The 17168-nt window shown below is 49.4% G+C and carries 19 protein-coding genes, 2 tRNA genes and 1 rRNA gene; 17 read left to right on the forward strand and 5 right to left on the reverse strand.

Translation table 11 applies throughout. The annotated features are described in order from the left end of the window. Positions 1-60: 60 nt before the first annotated feature. The 3 genes from rrf (at position 61) to KNO72_RS13905 (ending at position 2224) form a co-directional block, all read left to right on the forward strand. A 5S ribosomal RNA gene (gene rrf, locus KNO72_RS13895) occupies positions 61-177 on the forward strand. Between the two features lie 162 nt (positions 178-339). Next, positions 340-1278, forward strand: a complete 939-nt coding sequence (locus KNO72_RS13900) for a coiled-coil domain-containing protein (protein WP_214758569.1) — start codon at positions 340-342, stop codon at positions 1276-1278. Positions 1279-1582: 304 nt separating this feature from the next. Then, positions 1583-2224, forward strand: a complete 642-nt coding sequence (locus KNO72_RS13905) for a uridine kinase family protein (protein WP_214758571.1) — start codon at positions 1583-1585, stop codon at positions 2222-2224. Here the strand turns inward: KNO72_RS13905 and KNO72_RS13910 are convergent. After that, complete coding sequence (locus KNO72_RS13910; protein ID WP_214758573.1) at positions 2209-2991, reverse strand: sporulation protein; 783 nt, start codon at positions 2989-2991, stop codon at positions 2209-2211. The genes KNO72_RS13905 and KNO72_RS13910 overlap by 16 nt on opposite strands. A 139-nt stretch (positions 2992-3130) precedes the next feature. Between KNO72_RS13910 and KNO72_RS13915 the strand changes: the two genes are divergently transcribed. The 7 genes from KNO72_RS13915 (at position 3131) to KNO72_RS13945 (ending at position 6568) form a co-directional block, all read left to right on the forward strand. Further along, positions 3131-3207 (forward strand) — tRNA-Met (locus KNO72_RS13915). Positions 3208-3232: 25 nt separating this feature from the next. Continuing rightward, positions 3233-3309 (forward strand) — tRNA-Met (locus KNO72_RS13920). Between the two features lie 102 nt (positions 3310-3411). After that, positions 3412-3861, forward strand: a complete 450-nt coding sequence (gene tsaE / locus KNO72_RS13925) for a tRNA (adenosine(37)-N6)-threonylcarbamoyltransferase complex ATPase subunit type 1 TsaE (RefSeq protein ID WP_015880566.1) — start codon at positions 3412-3414, stop codon at positions 3859-3861. Further along, positions 3858-4514 carry a tRNA (adenosine(37)-N6)-threonylcarbamoyltransferase complex dimerization subunit type 1 TsaB gene (gene tsaB, locus KNO72_RS13930; RefSeq protein ID WP_074034836.1) on the forward strand — a complete coding sequence of 219 codons (657 nt, stop codon included), beginning with the start codon at positions 3858-3860 and terminating at the stop codon, positions 4512-4514. Before tsaE ends, tsaB begins: the two co-directional genes overlap by 4 nt. Beyond that, on the forward strand, positions 4507-4968 hold the full coding sequence (gene rimI / locus KNO72_RS13935) for a ribosomal protein S18-alanine N-acetyltransferase (protein WP_074034834.1): 462 nt from the start codon (positions 4507-4509) through the stop codon (positions 4966-4968). The genes tsaB and rimI overlap by 8 nt, the downstream gene beginning before the upstream one ends. After that, positions 4965-5987, forward strand: coding sequence for a tRNA (adenosine(37)-N6)-threonylcarbamoyltransferase complex transferase subunit TsaD (tsaD, locus tag KNO72_RS13940; protein WP_214758574.1), 1023 nt, complete (start codon positions 4965-4967; stop codon positions 5985-5987). The genes rimI and tsaD overlap by 4 nt, the downstream gene beginning before the upstream one ends. A gap of 14 nt (positions 5988-6001) precedes the next feature. Further along, on the forward strand, positions 6002-6568 hold the full coding sequence (locus KNO72_RS13945) for a hypothetical protein (RefSeq protein ID WP_214758576.1): 567 nt from the start codon (positions 6002-6004) through the stop codon (positions 6566-6568). A 196-nt stretch (positions 6569-6764) separates the two neighbouring features. On the opposite strand, the gene KNO72_RS13950 is transcribed toward KNO72_RS13945, so the two are convergent. After that, on the reverse strand, positions 6765-7172 hold the full coding sequence (locus KNO72_RS13950) for a hypothetical protein (RefSeq protein ID WP_214758578.1): 408 nt from the start codon (positions 7170-7172) through the stop codon (positions 6765-6767). Further along, positions 7169-9070, reverse strand: coding sequence for an ABC-F family ATP-binding cassette domain-containing protein (locus KNO72_RS13955; RefSeq protein ID WP_214758580.1), 1902 nt, complete (start codon positions 9068-9070; stop codon positions 7169-7171). Before KNO72_RS13955 ends, KNO72_RS13950 begins: the two co-directional genes overlap by 4 nt. 150 nt (positions 9071-9220) lie before the next feature. Between KNO72_RS13955 and KNO72_RS13960 the strand changes: the two genes are divergently transcribed. From KNO72_RS13960 to KNO72_RS13990, 7 genes are all read left to right on the forward strand, one after another. Further along, positions 9221-9877, forward strand: coding sequence for a redox-sensing transcriptional repressor Rex (locus tag KNO72_RS13960; protein WP_015880579.1), 657 nt, complete (start codon positions 9221-9223; stop codon positions 9875-9877). Beyond that, entirely contained in the window at positions 9877-10095 is a 219-nt protein-coding gene (tatA, locus tag KNO72_RS13965) for a twin-arginine translocase TatA/TatE family subunit (RefSeq protein ID WP_034770678.1), read from the forward strand. Before KNO72_RS13960 ends, tatA begins: the two co-directional genes overlap by 1 nt. Positions 10096-10098: 3 nt before the next feature. Next, a complete protein-coding gene (tatC, locus tag KNO72_RS13970; RefSeq protein ID WP_031424497.1) occupies positions 10099-10887 on the forward strand; it encodes a twin-arginine translocase subunit TatC in 789 nt (262 codons plus the stop codon). Between the two features lie 144 nt (positions 10888-11031). Beyond that, entirely contained in the window at positions 11032-13680 is a 2649-nt protein-coding gene (locus KNO72_RS13975) for a hypothetical protein (protein ID WP_214758582.1), read from the forward strand. A 105-nt stretch (positions 13681-13785) separates the two neighbouring features. Next, positions 13786-14064, forward strand: a complete 279-nt coding sequence (locus KNO72_RS13980; RefSeq protein ID WP_143404743.1) for a hypothetical protein — start codon at positions 13786-13788, stop codon at positions 14062-14064. Between the two features lie 5 nt (positions 14065-14069). Continuing rightward, complete coding sequence (locus KNO72_RS13985; RefSeq protein ID WP_214758584.1) at positions 14070-14360, forward strand: hypothetical protein; 291 nt, start codon at positions 14070-14072, stop codon at positions 14358-14360. A 172-nt stretch (positions 14361-14532) separates the two neighbouring features. Beyond that, positions 14533-15879 (forward strand): FAD-dependent oxidoreductase, encoded by a 1347-nt coding sequence (locus tag KNO72_RS13990; RefSeq protein ID WP_078146172.1) that lies wholly within the window; start codon positions 14533-14535, stop codon positions 15877-15879. Positions 15880-15916: 37 nt separating this feature from the next. On the opposite strand, the gene KNO72_RS13995 is transcribed toward KNO72_RS13990, so the two are convergent. Together KNO72_RS13995 and KNO72_RS14000 are read right to left on the reverse strand one after the other, a co-directional pair. Then, complete coding sequence (locus KNO72_RS13995) at positions 15917-16099, reverse strand: PspC domain-containing protein (RefSeq protein WP_026824450.1); 183 nt, start codon at positions 16097-16099, stop codon at positions 15917-15919. An 86-nt stretch (positions 16100-16185) separates the two neighbouring features. Beyond that, complete coding sequence (locus tag KNO72_RS14000) at positions 16186-17118, reverse strand: ABC transporter substrate-binding protein (RefSeq protein ID WP_078146173.1); 933 nt, start codon at positions 17116-17118, stop codon at positions 16186-16188. Positions 17119-17168: the final 50 nt, after the last annotated feature.

Raw genomic sequence — 17168 nt, forward strand, 5'->3', positions numbered from 1 at the left:
ATCTAGTCTAATGGTTTGTGTTGATGAATCCTCAGTTTTCAGGGAACAAGCCCTGTAAAGTCTGGTGGCGATAGCGAGACGGCCACACCTGTTCCCATGCCGAACACAGAAGTTAAGCGTCTCAGCGCCGAAAGTAGTTGGGGGATCTCCCCCTGTGAGGATAGGACGTTGCCAGGCAACAACGCAGAGGACGACCGAGCATACGCTCGGTCGTTTTTTTGTTTCTTTGAAACTTTGTCCCTTCTTTTTCGTACTAAGTAAGAGAAAGAGGGGATGTTTATAAATCATGAATCTCCTCAGATTGACTCATTCGATAAACAAAATGAGAGGAGAAACATCATGCAAAATCTTCAGGAGACCCAATTAGATTTACAACAACGTATCGCCGAGCGTGATCGACTTGTGCGTAAGCAAGAGATACTAAACAAACAGTTGAACGAGCATGAGACGGTGCGGAAGACACTACTCAACACATTCACGAAAGAACAACGTGATGTGTATGACCTTGAAGAATTCTCGCTCGTCAACACATGGCGGAAGTTACGAGGCACGTTCGATGAACAACGAACGATCGAAATGGAAGAGGCTGCTCGCGCGGAACTGAAATTACGAGAACACGAGGCGATGATTGACGAATTGACGCTCGAACATCGAGAATTACAAGAACAGCTCGAGGTTTATGAGGGCATCGACGCTGAGTGGGAGACCTTCTTAGAAACAAAAGAATCCCATCTTGCGAAAGATCCAGCTATTCGCCGAGACCTACACCATCTCACGAATCAACAAGCCGAAACGAATGAACTTCTTATCGAGTATCGGGAAGCCATCGTTGCCGGTAAGGCGGCGCGATCAACGATTGCAAAAACACTCAAACATCTAGATAGTGCGAAAGGGTGGTCGACGTATGACACGTTTTTCGGGGGTGGCTTGATTGCCACAGCAATGAAACATGAGGCGCTAGATGCTTCCGAGCAGACAATGCACGAATTACAATCTGCGTTAGAGCGTTTCTCCCGTGAATTAGCGGACGTGCAAGATATTGTTCAGGAGTTGCATGTCGATCGAGGTTCACTCATTCAGTTCGCAGATTATTTTTTGGATGATATTTTTTCAGAATGGACGATGCATGGACGAATCAATGATTCCTTAGATCAAGTGAACGGACTGGATAAGGAAATCAGTCAGCTGATTGCTCGTATGACGAGACAAGTGGAAACGTTAGAACAGAAGCTTGACGAGACTGAAGAAAAAAGAAGACAGCTCATCCTGACACGATGAGCTGTCTGTCATTATATTTATAGTAAGGGTTCTTTTGCTTAGTTCAAGGAGAGTGAAGAGAAAATGAGTAAAACGATGGTATTTCTTATTAGAGGGATGGCAGTCACCGGGGCGCTATTGATTTTATCGATTCCATTTTTCTTTAGTTCTCCCATATCGACCACTCTGATCATTGTCAGTTCGATTTCGTTGATTGCCTTTGTGATGTTTACTGTTTCAGCAATCAGGCTTCGAAAACGGATAGAGGATGAATGACGTGTATTTGTTTTTCTGAAACAACAAAATTACCGAAAGGGGGAGAATCATGGAACAACTGATTGAGGGTATCGTACAAAGCGTGAGACCGGATCAACGAACGCTGATTGCTATCTCCGGACACGGGGCAGCCGGAAAATCGACGTTGGCAGAAAAATTACGGGAACGACTCGGTGATATAAACCTGCTTCACACAGACCCGTATATTACAGATTCACAGTTGCGGAAACAAACGATCCTCACGTATCAACACGATGGAACGACCCATCAGTATAAGATGACGGCGTGTCATCCGGCCGCACATCATCTGCTCTCACTCGAGCGAGATATCCGTATGATTCGGGAAGGGATTGGGTTTTATACGATTGATGTCCCCTATCTAGAGCGGACATGGATTGATCCGGAGAAGCCAATCACGATTATTGAAGGGATGAGTGTCGCATTCCTGGATCTTTCATCTTTTGATCAATCGATTTATCTCTACACAGACGGGGAGACTGAGTTCAAGCGACGTTCGCATCGTGATATTCAGGAACGGGGTATGGAGCTGGACTACTTACACGCTTCACATGTAGAGCGACGTCTGCAATATGAATTGTTCATGCATCCGTATCGCCACCACTTTCAAACTATCGTCAATACGAGTAAGGATGGAATTCAAATTGAAAAAACCGCTCACGAGGAGCGGTGACTGCGTAGCGTATCTTGAATTCCGAGACCGAGCTGTTCTTGTTCGCGCTCGAGTTGTTCCCACGTGAGAGAACGATGACGCAGTTCGACGTCGGTCGCCATCGATTCGAGCGTTCGCTGGGTCTCGATGTTGTCGAGCCAGTAGTAGAGGTCGATCCCGTCTTCATGCAAGCGCCAAAACGATTTGACGACCTCGAACTCATCGGCCCATTCTCCGACCGGCTTGAATCCATACTTTTCAACGAATGGATACGGACGTTCTTCCCCGAGCGGGTCGATCACGTTTCGGACGAACATCGGCTCAAGTCCAGCGTGAGCGGTCGCATCGAGTAATCGTTTCAGTTCAGGCATCGGTTCGATTTCGATGTGTTCGAGCACATCAAACCAAACTCGTTTGATGTCCTTGTCCCATAATGTAGCCTCTATACTATACGGGGCGCCGGCAGAGGAAGGGGCGTACATCGTCAACTCGAATGAAAACGGAACATCTTCCTTCGCTCCGGGTTCTAGTACAAGCGATAGTGGAATTGGGACTTCTTGAATATCAGCTTCTCGATTGAACTCGTTTCCTTCCATGGTGATGTCTTTGAACGTCGTCAAGAAGGTCAGGGTGAGTTCCTGTAATCGAACGACATTCGTTGTCGGGTTGGAGACGTGCAACGTACCCGTCACGGTCTGCTTCGGAATGAGTGCTGCCGGGTCAAACGTGATCTCGGCTTCGATCTCCGAAAAGAACCATTTCTTGAATCGATTTCCCCATTTGGACATGGCGGTCGCGCCCCTTTTCTCTGATAGTCTATGCTGTTATATTTGTTCCCGATTCCATTTTTGAAAAAACATTAAGAAAATGGTTGCTTTTTATAACTGTCTCGCTTATTATAGAGGATGTCGAAACAATTCAAACCATCGCGGGGTGGAGCAGTCTGGTAGCTCGTCGGGCTCATAACCCGAAGGTCGTCGGTTCAAATCCGGCCCCCGCAACCAATTTTTATTTAATTTCATATGTCGTCGCGGGGTGGAGCAGTCTGGTAGCTCGTCGGGCTCATAACCCGAAGGTCGTTGGTTCAAATCCAGCCCCCGCAACCAATTTTTAAATGAGATAGCGAAACGATGGCGTTTCGTGTTTTTTTTTGCTTAAAATGAAGTGTACAATGAGTACGTATGAGAAGTGAAAAAGGAGAACCATTCATGTATACATTGATTACGCATTCTGCGGCGGAGACGCAAGCGGTGGCAGAACGTTTGGCCACACTCGTCGAAGCAGGGACGGTCATCACGTTAAACGGTGACCTCGGTGCCGGCAAGACGACGTTCACACAAGGGTTCGCAAAAGGACTCGGTGTCACGCGGAACGTCAACAGTCCGACCTTCACCATTATGAAACAATACAAAGGGCGATTACCCCTCTATCATATGGATGTCTATCGTCTCGAGGATACGGGAGATGACATCGGACTTGAGGAATATATCAACGGTGATGGTGTCGCCATCGTCGAGTGGTCGAACTTAATCGAGTCCTCCCTCCCGGAAGAACGCTTGGCCATCACGATTGAACGGGTCGGCGACGAAGAACGTAAACTGACACTTGCTCCGACGGGTGAGCGTTACGTTCAAATCGCCAAGGAGGTGCTCGCATGAAACAATTGATGATTGATACCGCGACGACACGTTTGTCAGTCGCGTTAAGTGAGGCTGGAGAGATTCAAGCCGAAGCGACCGTCATGGTCTCAAAAAACCATGCGGTCACACTCATGCCGATGATTGAACAGCTCATGGCAGCGGTCAAATGGACACCGAACATGCTCGAGCGCATCGTTGTCACGACCGGACCCGGGTCGTACACGGGAATTCGGATTGGAGTGACGACGGCGAAGACACTCGCCTATACGCTCAATCTTCCACTCATCGGTGTATCTGCCCTGCAGCTTATGGCAGCGGCTCCGAATACCGATTTGCCGGTCGTTTCATTGATTGACGCTCGCCGTGGCAACGCGTATATCGGATATTATCAGCACAACAAAGCACTAACACATGATCAGCACGCCTCCGTCTCAGATTGGTTGCGACTGAATAGTCAAGGGCGCTTCCTTGTCGTCGGAGACGTGGAACCGTTCCGTGACGTGTTAAGTGAATATGACTATATCGAAGCACCGGCTGCCCATCGATATGGGCGTGCGAGTGATTTGGTCGTCTTCAGCGATGAGACGAGCGATGTCCATTCGTTTGAACCGGAGTATTTGCGACTCGCCGAGGCGGAAGCGAAATGGTTAGAGGGACAAAACAATGGCTGACGTGAAAATTCGTCGGATGACGTGGCTTGATGTCGAGGAAGTGACGAAAGTCGAAGAAGCATCGTTCGCCATTCCGTGGACAAAAGAGGCGTTCATGAATGAGATGCTTCGAAATGAACAGGCTATTTACTTTGTCGCGGTCCATGACAAACGGGTCGTCGGGTTTGTCGGCGTTTGGACAATCGTCGATGAAGGACATATCACAAACATTGCCGTCTTACCTGAGTTTCGTGGACAGGGCATCGGCAATCAATTGTTAGCGGAACTTGTCGCGTTCGCCAAGTCAAAAGGACTCGTCGGATTGACGTTAGAAGTCCGCGTGTCGAACGTTGGCGCGCAAAAACTATATGAACAGTTCGGTTTTATGCAAGCCGGTCGGAGAAGACGCTACTATCAGGATAATAATGAAGACGCCTATATTTATTGGGCGAAGTTAGGAAGTGAGTCAGAATGAACACATCACTGATTCTTTCGATTGAGTCGAGCTGTGACGAGACGTCTGTTGCACTCGTCAAAGACGGAAAGACGTTATTGTCGAACGTCGTCTCTTCTCAAATCGAGAGTCATAAACGATTTGGTGGCGTCGTCCCTGAAGTGGCGTCTCGTCATCATGTGGAACGAATCACGTACGTGATTGACGATGCATTGAGTGAAGCCGGCGTGATGATGGAAGACGTCGATGCAGTCGCGGTCACACAAGGACCGGGTCTCGTCGGTGCCCTTCTCGTTGGGATCAGTGCGGCCAAGGCGTTGGCATTCGCCCATCAAAAACCGCTCATCGGTGTCCACCATATCGCTGGACATATTTACGCGAACGAACTCGTTGAAGAGATGCAGTTCCCGCTTGTCTGTCTCGTCGTTTCAGGGGGACATACAGAACTCGTCTATATGCCAGAACATGGTGTCTTCGAAGTCATCGGGGAGACACGTGACGACGCGGCAGGTGAGGCGTACGATAAGGTTGCGCGCACGCTCAGTCTCCCATATCCGGGAGGTCCTGCGATTGACCGCCTGGCAGCGGTCGGGGAAGACACGTACAACTTCCCACGCGTTCGTCTCGAACCGGGTAGTTTCGATTTCAGTTTCAGTGGTTTGAAGTCATCGGTCATCAACGCCGTACACAATGCGGAACAACGGGGAGAGACGGTCATCCCTGAAAACTTGGCGGCGAGCTTCCAGGCGAGTGTAGTCGAAGTGCTCGTCGAGAAAGCGATTCGTGCCGTGAAAGAAAAAGGGGCGAAGCAATTGCTTGTCGCGGGTGGTGTCGCGGCGAACCGTGGCCTCCGCGCAGCGCTTCAAGAAGCGGCTACAGCTGAAGGGATTCAACTCGTCATTCCACCGCTTGACCTCTGTGGGGACAACGCGGGCATGATTGGGGTGGCAGCACATCACGCGTATGTGCGCGGAAAGCGCGATACACTAGCGATGAACGCGGTTCCTGGGTTATCCTTAGAAGAGAGCATGACAGTCTAGGGGGAAATAGAGACATGACGAAACGCATCATCATCGGAGGACTCATCGTACTACTCGTCGTTGCGACGTTCTTACAAGTACGTGAGATCATCCGCGCTTACAATATCGCATATCAAGAGGAGATTGTTCCAGAAGAGACACGAGTGAAGTCACTCACTGGAGAAGAGTCATTAGAAGGCATCGGTCGCGTGACCGGAGAGAATACGCTCATCAAGTCACTATATGGCTACACAAGTGTCGTCGACCAAGAGCCGGAGCGTGTGATCGTCGTCGATCGTAATCTCGGCGTTCAGCCAAAAGCAAGCGATGCTTACTATGAAATCGAGCGAGGTCGCGAGGCAACGGAAGAAGAAGCGGCGAAGTTTGATGATTTGATCGAGGAACTCGACGGACAGCAACTGTTCGCACAAGTCATCTCGACGCATGAAGCACGCTATGTGACGAATGGCGAAAAGCCGATGACGTTCTATAAAGTGTTCACACGTGACGTCGACACGAACGAGGCTGTCTTCTTTATCGCTGAAGACGGAACGAAACTCGACTTCCATACAATCGGATTCCAACCACTGCGTTATTTCTAACAAAAAGGTTCAGCCACGCGGCTGAACCTTTTTGAGTGCTTCAAGTTGTTGAAGGAATGTATGGGCGAACGCAAGACATGTTTCCTTTTTTTTCGTCCGTATCCGGGTCAAATTCAATCTTGAGCGATTATCAATGTCAGTGCTAACGTTGATTGTACAAACAAAACCACGCCTTCAAACAGAAGACGTGGTTTTGTTATGCTTTTGGTTGTCGATAATTCTCCCGATGCCACGTATTGACGCGGCTCACGATGAACACGAGAAGAGCGAGAATCCACATGAAGAGCGTCTCTTCATAGAAGTGGGCCCACACCGATCCAGGCGCATAGAACGTGTGAACGGTCACATCGACCGGCCAGACGACGACACGGATGAAGAGCGTGCTCATGAGCAGACCACTGAAGAGACTGAGTAGTATCCCTGGCCACGTCTGAATGATGAAGCCGATGACGACCGGTAAAAAGTAAAAGAGAATAGACGGGACAATCGTCGGCTCCCCACGGATGAGTTCAGACACGAACTCGGTCCCGGTCGGCACGATATAGGCCAGTCCTGTGAGGAACGCTTGAATGAACTCGATTCGCATGGCACGGGTACGCATCATGTATGGAGTTCCTCCCATTCCGCATAAAGTGCGGTAATCGATTCTTTCGCCGCGTCCGATTCGGTCGACAACTCCTGTGCACGGGCGAAGTCGTTGAAGACGTCCGGCTCACAAAGCAACTGCTCGATCTCATCAAGACGATTCTCATGTTGCTCAATCGCTTGCTCAATCTCTTCGATGCGCTGTTTGATGCGGCGCTCTTCCCGTTGCTGCTCTTTGTCAGCGCGCTGTTTTTTCACGACGACCTGCTTCGTCTCTTCACGGGCGAGTCGCGCCAGTTCTTCGAGTTCTTCTTTCTTCTCGACGTAGTACGAATAGTCCCCAAGATACTCGTTGATGCCGTTCGGTGTGATCTCTAGCACACGCGTCGCGAGTCGATCGATGAAGTAGCGGTCATGCGAGACGAAGAGAATCGTGCCCGGATAGTCGAGGAGGGCATTCTCCAAAATCATCTTCGAGTCGAGGTCCAAGTGGTTCGTCGGCTCGTCCAAAATGAGGAGGTTCGGTTGCTCCAGCTTCAGCTTGGCCAAGGTGAGTCGTGCCCGTTCGCCACCGGATAGTTCATGGACACGCTTCATGACGTCATCGCCGCTGAAGAGGAACTGTCCGAGAAGACTCCGGACTTCTTGCTCGCGCATGAGCGGCCAGTCGTTCCAAATCTCGTCGATGACACGGTTCGCGTCAGACAAGTTTTGTTGCTCCTGGTCGTAGTAGCCGATTTCGACGCCCGTCCCGTAACGGATCTCACCGGTGAGGGCGGCTTGTTGTTTCGTCAACACTTTGAGGAGGGTCGACTTCCCGACCCCGTTCGGACCGACGAGCGCGACGGACTCACCGCGTTGCAGTTGGAAGCGGAGATTCTGAGCGATCGCTTCCTCGTACCCGATGGCGAGGTCACTCGCGCTCAGCACATCGTTCCCGCTCTGACGTTTGATGGAGAACGAGAGAACGGCGCTACGTTCGTCACCATCCGGCGCATCGAGGCGATCGACTTTCTCAAGACGCTTCCGCACGCTTTGCGCTCGTTTCGTCGTCGTCGCCCGGGCGATGTTTCGCTGGATGAAGTCTTGCATCTTGGCAATTTCTTCTTGCTGCGACTCAAACTGCTTCTTCTCTTGCTCGTAGAGGGCGGCCTTCTGCTCGAGATACTTCGTATAGTTCCCGACGAAGCGGCGACTCCGGTGACGTGACAATTCATAGACGACCGAGACGACGCGATCGAGGAAGTACCGGTCGTGGGAGACGATGAGAACGGCACCTTTATAGCCGTTCAAGTACTTCTCAAGCCAGGCGAGTGTTTCGATGTCCAAATGGTTCGTCGGCTCGTCCAAGATGAGCAGGTCGGGACTTTGAAGGAGCATCTTCGCCAAGGCGAGACGTGTCCGTTGTCCCCCGGAGAGCGTGTCGATGCGACGCTCGAAGTCGTCCGGATAGAAGCGCATCCCGTGAAGGACCGAGCGGATGGTCGCTTCATATTGGTATCCGCCACGTTCTTTGAACGTATGTTGCTCTTCATCATAAGAAGAGAGGAGGCGTTCATATGCAGCGGCGTCATTTAGGATTCGTTCTGAGCCCATGTCAGCCTCCATGCGACGGAGCGTCTTCTCTTGCTCGATCAAGTCCGTGAAGACGGTGAGCATCTCATTCCAGATCGTCTCGTCGGATTCTAACCCTGAGTCTTGGGCGAGATAGCCGATCGTGACGTCTTTTGGCTTCATGATGTCCCCGGAGTCATAGTTGTATTCACCAGCGATGACTTTCAAAAGCGTCGACTTTCCGGCCCCGTTACGACCGACAAGGGCGACGCGTTCGCCTTCCTGGATTTCGAGTTTGACATTTTCTAAAATCGGCTCGACGCCGAAGGATTTGGATAAGTTGTTGACTTGCAGTAGGATCAAGTGAAAAAACCCCTTTCTCTCTATTTAGTATACTGTATTTTTCAGCGATTTTAGGTATATTCGTTGAGTGGTCATGTGAATTCGTTTACAATCAAGGTGTATGAAATTCAGATTCGTTTGTAACGTGTCGTAAAAAGGAGGCTCTTTCCGTTGAGTCAAAACGAACCAAAGATTCCACAAGCGACAGCCAAACGGTTGCCACTATACTACCGATTTATTCAAAGCCTGCATGCTTCAGGGAAACAACGTGTCTCTTCAGCAGAACTGAGTGAGGCGGTCAAGGTCGATTCGGCTACGATTCGCCGTGATTTCTCGTACTTCGGTGCGCTCGGTAAAAAGGGATATGGCTATAATGTGCAGTATCTGTTAGACTTTTTCCGAAAGACACTGAATCAGGACGAGATTACGAATGTCGCCTTGGTTGGGGTCGGTCACCTTGGGACGGCATTCGTCAACTATAACTTCCTTAAAAACAATAACACACATATCGTCGTCGGGTTCGACGCAGACGAGACAAAAGTCGGCACGACGATGTCAGGCGTCCCAATTCATCACGTCGATGAGATGGAACAAATCATGAAGCAAAACAAGATCGACGTCGCTATTTTGACGGTACCTTCTGCTTATGCGCAGTCCGTCGCAGACGACTTGGTGCGTTTCGGCATCAAGGGCATCTTGAACTTCACACCGGCACGACTCACTGTACCGGATACGGTTCGCGTCCATCATATCGATTTGTCGATTGAGCTGCAGTCACTCATTTACTTTATGCAACACTATCCAACCGCTGAGGGGGTCCATCAATAATGGAATTACTAGCATCATCACTCGTCGTCGGGATTCCGGGTGGGGCGAGTCTATTCATCATCGCCATCATCGCGCTTATCATCTTCGGGCCGAAGAAATTGCCGGAGTTTGGTCGCGCGGCCGGACAAACGCTTCGTGAGTTCAAAAATGCAACGAACGGCATGATGAACGAGCACGACGAGAACGACAAGAAAGCTATCGAAAAGAAAGAGCAGTAAGCCATGAATCATCAACCTGATCAAGAGCGGGAACTTACCGATCACTTGACAGAGCTGCGGAGACGACTGATGCTATCTGCATTTGTCGTCTTTGCCTTCTTTTTGATGGCTTTGCCGAGTGTCAAATATGTACTCGCGTACTTGCAAAAAGACCTCGTCGAACGCGGGCTCGAACTGAACGCCTTTGGGGTCGCGGACCCGCTCATGATTTACTTGAACTTGGCGCTCATCATCGGCCTTATCGCGGCGAGCCCATTCCTACTGTATCAAGTGTGGGCGTTTGTCGCACCCGGTCTGCATCCGAATGAGCGGAAAGGCACGCTTGCCTATATCCCGATCATCTTCGGACTGTTCTTGATTGGCCTTGCGTTCGCCTACTACTGGTTGTTCCCGCTCGTCCTCGATATCTCGACGGACCTCGGGCAAGACCTCGGACTCGAACAAATCATCGGGGCCAACAATTACTTCACGTTCTTGTTGCAGCTGACAATTCCGTTCGGTCTATTGTTCCAACTACCGGTCGTCATGATGTTCTTGACCCGAATCGGTGTCGTGACCCCGTACTTCTTATCAAAGATTCGAAAGTACGCATACTTCGCCCTATTCGTGATCGCGGCATTCATCACACCGCCGGATTTGACGTCGCACCTTATGGTGTCGTTACCACTCTTCTTCCTATATGAAATCAGTTTATCGATTTCACGTATCACCTACAAAGGGGTGCTACGCCGGGAAAAAGAGGCGATGGTGCAAGAACAGATGGATTTAATGAAACAGATGAATGAAAAGTGAGCACTGCGTCAAATTAGGACGCGGTGCTTTTTTGAATATTAGGGCTATGCATTTTTGAGAAAACATCTTAAAATTAGAAGGGATTCATCAAAAATGGATGTTTTTTGAAAACTTATGTATACATAAACAGAAATGAGGAAGCAGATGAACAAGTGGTTATGGAGTACGCTCGTCGTACTCATATTGTTGATTGGACCAAAAATGGATGCCTTTGCAGAAGGAGCGGCAAAAGCGGACGTTCTGCCAACGGGAAGTGTTGTATCAAACAGTGAATATGTATGGCGATCGGGCGACCCAGAGACGATTGTGCATATGCGCACAGGAAAAGTGTATACACTTCCCGTCCGCGTGTCGGTTGAACACAATATCGTTGGACTCGGAGACGGTCGCGTCATTTTAGATGCATATGGCGAGGTCATCATTTGGGATCCGATTACCGATGCGATGACGTCATTCCCGAATGATTCGAGTAGTGGTCTCGATTATCTTCATGCTGTGAATCAGGATTTAGAAATGATTCTTTGGAAAGGACATACGACGTATTCTGTCACTTCATTGACGGGTGAGATTCTCGGAACGTTTAATACGGAAAGTATATACGAATCGTACGACCTTCTTGCTGACGGCACGGTCCTAGTCTTCGCAAACGGTGAAATCACGAAACGAGCCATCACGGGAGAAACGCTTGAAACGCTTGGAACATATACGGACAAGGTACGATCTGCCCAATATATCGAAGAAGCGAATCAATTAGTGGTCAAGATGTCCACCGACTCACATCTCCGAATTTTTGATTTGACCACGAAACGTTGGGTTGAAAAAGAGGCGGAATCTGTCACGAATCTCCTGTGGAAAGACGGGATTTACTACTTCACGATGCGGAAAGTGTTTGATACGTATTACGTGAGTTACAATGTTGCCACTGGAGAATGGAAAGAATCATCGGTGGATGATACGTTTGTTAATCTAAGAGGAGATTGGTATGTGCTATCCCATGATGTGACGGCAGGGTATACGCCGGAGTCATTTTGGAAAGCGCCACGACAACTGTTGATCGATGTACCGAAAACAACGACACGATATGAAGTGAACCAATCCTATCAAGTGAACGGAACCGCTAAACTGATTGATGGAACATCCATTCCTGTCAGTGGGACAGAATTGTCGGCAACGTATCGATATTCTGAGAAGAAACCTTTTGTTTGGGAACAAGGTAAGTTGACGATGAACACGAATGGCGGATATTCTTTTGAATTTAGATGGAACGGGTTAGAACGAACAGAAGACTTTGTAGCATCTAACTATGTTCCGCTCACACTCGATCCGCCAACAGGTGTTTTGGGACCCATCACAGGAACAACGGCACCGAACACCCCAGTATTCGTCAGTGTGACGAAAAGCACCTCTCAGTACACCGACTCACTAGATTCATTGGTCAACTATCAGTCGAAAACGGTTCAGTCAGACGAGATGGGACGCTTCACTTGGCAACCGACGCGCTGGTTCGCACCAGGATCGCGTGTGACCGTAAAAATCGGAAGCCCATCAAGTGTATATGCCGATCCAATTGAACTGGTGACGGTAAAAGAAAGTGAAGATACTTTACCGAACGACATCACGCTTGTAACGAACTCTGTAAAATCAGGTGTGACATTACAGACCACTCCACAGGCTACCGTTGACATCGTTGCCCGTAGCGAACGCGGTTATGAAGCCTGGAGTGAGCAAGTAAATGAGGATGGGATGCTCCAAATCAAATCGTTTTCTCACATGTGGTTTGGTGTTGGGACAAAAATATACTATAAGTTACAGGATGCACCTGCCTCACAGTTCCGTCTTGCGGAAGTGAAGGCGACGTATGATGCACCTATCTTCACTTGGACGCGGACACCATTGATGTACGATAAATCGATTGATGTAACGTCTAGCACAAATGAAGCATATGAAGTTTATCGGAATGACATCCTTGTGACAAAGACGAGTTCGATGCCTTATACGTTCGATACGCCATTACGCGAAGGCGATGTGATTCGTGTCAAACGCACGTATCGCGATGCCACTTACGAATTGACGAAGACGGTTCGCGCGTTCGCACCTGTTTTGAGTGTCACGGACGTCATGATGACGAAGACACAGGCGACACTCTCGATTAAAAAGACAAGTGTGGCCCCGGTTCGTATTTACGTAAATGGTGTGGCCGTTTCACCAAAACGGTTATCAACGACACGGTACACCATCCCGGCGAAACCGGGTGACACGATTCGTGTCCGTGCCTCTGTCGGATCAAAATCCCGTGAAGTCACAGTGGAATTGCCGAAGACCTCGCTGTCCACGCTATCCATCAACGACGAAAAGTCGTTATGGGTCGGGTATGTACTACCGAACAGTACGGTGACACTAAAGAGCGGTACGAAGACAATCGCCAGTGGAACGGCAAGCAGTACAGGCCGTGTGACGCTACGATTCAGTCGACAACCGGTTGGAAGTGTTGTGACGTTGACGAGTCAGCAAGGGACGTATCGTCACATTCAGAAAAAGACCGTGACGGTCGGACCGGCTCCGACATTGTCATCGACCATTCCTTCAAGTGCGTCGAAGACATTGCGTGCGACGTCAAACGTGGCTTACGGTACACTCACGCTGATGCGTGGAACGACCGTTCTCGCAGAGAAAGAAGTAAAAACGACTTCGACGATTCTCAGTTTTTCACCGCAACGAAAAGGGACGCAGCTCACGCTTCGTCTCGTGACACCGAAAGGTCGAAGCGTAACGAAGACGTTCACCGTTCGATGAGTACTCGGACCATTCGCATGAGCGGGTGGTCTTTTTACTTTCAACATACCTGTGAGCCCTTCACTCATGTTAATATGGAAAAAAGAGGGATTTGAGGTGTGGGTCATGTGGTGGCAATGGTACGGATTTGAGACAATCATGATGTTGATCTTTGCAGGGATATCCATTGGGACTGGAAGACATCTGTTCCTGTCAAAAACGGATAAGGTTCTCACGATTTCGTTTGTGAGTATGGTCATTGGTTTTTGTATGATGCTCGTCGGAGTGGGATACATAAGAGGATTTGATGGAATGGGTTGGTTCGTATACGGTTTGCTCCTATACGGTGGAAGTCTCCTTGTCTACTTGACGTTCACTATTTTTCGTTTGAAACGGGAGGAGTAAAGAGAATGAGTGATTTGACCTTTTTGGTGTTGTTGTTTCTTGGATTGACACTAGGAGTGGTGCTATCCATCTATCACGTGATGCGGCAGAAAAGAAGACGGTCCGTGTTACTCCTGATCGGTACATTACTGGTTGTAAGTGGCTATGTACTTGTGATTGGCAATCTGGCATTTGGATACGGATGGGGAGCATTGTGGTGGGCGGTCGTCGGGCTCGCTATGAACGTCTTCGGTTTGATTGTGCATCTATTTGTAATAAGCTATCATCTATTGAAAAAGCGGCGAGTCCGGTCATGAGAGTGAGCGGATTTTTTTCTGTTCAAACTTTAGACACTTTTACGTGAAATATTGAGCAAATTCATTGAATCTTATATTGTGAAATAGTACACTAAGGTCAAGAAGTAAATGTGATGTTTATCACAATATAAAACGAAACGTATTGTTTAACATAAAAGGAGAGACGACTCATATGAAAATCGCAGTTATCGGATGTACACACGCAGGAACAGCAGCAGTCAAAGGATTACTCGCCAAGCACGACAATCTCGATATCACCGTTTACGAGCGGAACGATAACGTTAGCTTCCTCTCGTGTGGGATTGCGCTCCACGTTGGTGGTGTCGTCCAACGTGCGGAAGAGTTATTCTACTCGTCACCACGTGAACTTGAAGAACTCGGTGCGACGATGCGCATGAAACATGACGTCTTGTCGATCGACTCCGAAGCGAAGACGGTCCACGCTAAAAATCTTGAGACCGGTGAAGACGTGCATGACACGTATGACCGCTTGATTGTCACGACGGGTTCATGGCCGATCGTCCCAACGCTTCCGGGGATCGAAATGAATGGAATCGAGCTCTGTAAAAACTACGCGCATGCCCAACGCATCATCGAACGGGCGACAGATGCGACGAAGATTGCCGTCATCGGGGCGGGTTATATCGGAGTCGAACTCGTCGAGGCGTTCGAAGCATACGGAAAACATGTCACATTTATCGATAGTGCAGACCGCATCTTAAACAAATATCTCGATAAATCGTTCACAGATCCACTAGAAGCAGACATGACCAGTCGCGGGATCGATCTTGAACTCGGTCAGACGGTCGAAGCGTTCCGTGGAACAGAAGGGAACGTCACACACGTCGTGACGGACAAAGGTGAATTCGAAGCGGATCTCGTCATTCTCTGTGTCGGATTCCGTCCGAACACAGGACTCTTAGAAGGACAGGTCGATATGCTCGGGAACGGTGCCATCATCGTCGATGAATATATGCGTACGAGCAACCCAGATATCTTTGCAGCAGGGGACAGCTGTGCCGTCTACTATAACCCGGCGCGTACACACGCCTATATCCCACTGGCGACGAACGCTGTCCGCATGGGAACGCTCGTCGCGGAGAACATGATGCAACCACGCGTCCGCTACCAAGGGACACAAGGAACGTCGGGACTTCGACTCTATGACTGGAATATCGCGTCATCTGGTCTGACGGAAGAAGCGGCAGCGCTCTTTGGACTAGAAGTGGAGAGTGTCGTCATCGAGGACGCGTATCGTCCGGAGTTCATGCCGACCGCAGAGAAAGTCGAATTCAAACTCGTCTATGAAAAAGGGACACATCGTATTGTCGGTGGACAAGTGTTATCGAAAGCGGATTTGACGCAAGCGGTCAACACACTCTCGCTCGCCATCCAAAACGAGATGACGATCGAAGAGCTCGCCTATGTCGACTTCTTCTTCCAACCGCACTACAACAAGCCATGGCACTTCCTGAACAGCGGGGCGCTTGAAGCGATGAAAGACAAAGTGAATGCCTAACAAAAAACGCGGAAGCTCATGGCTTCTGCGTTTTTTGTTAGAGATAGTGTGGTTCATCTTTCATCAAGTTGGCAAGAAGGATATAGATGAGAAAGTTAGCCGGCAAAAAGACGAATAAGAGCCGAATGCCGAGTGAAGAGATGTTCACGTATTCAGCGATCCCGCCGCATACACCGGCAATTGAGCGGTCCGTCGCCGACTTTCGAAGTGTTCGTTGCATAGAAAAAGCTCCTTATGAGTTGATATGTAAATTTTACCATATGAGTGTATGAAAAAGCGCACCAATTCAATTGGCGCGCTTTTGATTTATTTTAGAATGTCGACGAGTTCATCGAGCACTTGGTTGGCAGACAAGACGCCACCCGACGTGTTCCAAATGTCATCACTGACTTCTGTCACTTCCCCTGCTTTGACAGCATCGAGGTCTTTCCACAACTGGTTCGATTGCCATTCTTCGGCTGTCTTCGACCCGTCGGCCCCACCATATGTGAAGTAGACGATGTGGTCGCCCGCCATCTCTGGGATTCGTTCCATCGCGACTTGTTCAGCGAATTCTGCTTTATCTTGTGACGCTGGACGTTTGATGCCGACATCATTAAGGATGACGCCGGAGAAGCTGTCATTGAAGTAGATGCGTGACTCGCCAGGAAGGAAGCGGACGACCGAGAGTTCTTTATTCACGGCGTCCCCGAGTTCTGCTTTCGTATCTTCGACGTGCTGTTCGTAGTCGGCCAACCCTTGATTGCCTTCCTCTTCTAGGTTGAGTGCGTTCGCATAAAGGGTGAAGTTCTCTTGCCAATCACCTTTGAGCGTCTCTGACATGACCGTCGGTGCGATGGCGTTTAACTTGTCATAGATGTTCTCTTGACGAAGTTTCGTTCCGATGATGAGATCGGGTTCCAATTTTGCGATGGCCTCTAGATTGACTTCGCTTTCTGTCCCGACTTCCGTGACGTCTGTCATCTCGGACTCAATGTGCGGGTACCACGGGTCGCCGTTCCATGATTTGACGGCTCCGACTGGTTTGACGCCGAGGGCGAGAAGGGCTTCTGTCCCTTCGTTCGTCAAGACGACGACGCGTTCTGGGTTTTCAGGTACGTCCGCCGTTCCCATCGCGTGCTCAATCGAGCGAGTCGCAGTTTCTGAACTTGTATTGTTCTCTGTATCGTCAGACCCGCCGCAAGCAGCGAGGACGACGGTTAAGCAAAGCGTAAGTAACGCGAGCATCCATTTTTTCATTACAATTCTCCTCTATGTAGGTGATTTTCCTTCCTGACTATAAGTGATAA

Source organism: Exiguobacterium sp. s123 (assembly GCF_018617075.1).
Lineage (GTDB): Bacteria > Bacillota > Bacilli > Exiguobacteriales > Exiguobacteriaceae > Exiguobacterium > Exiguobacterium profundum.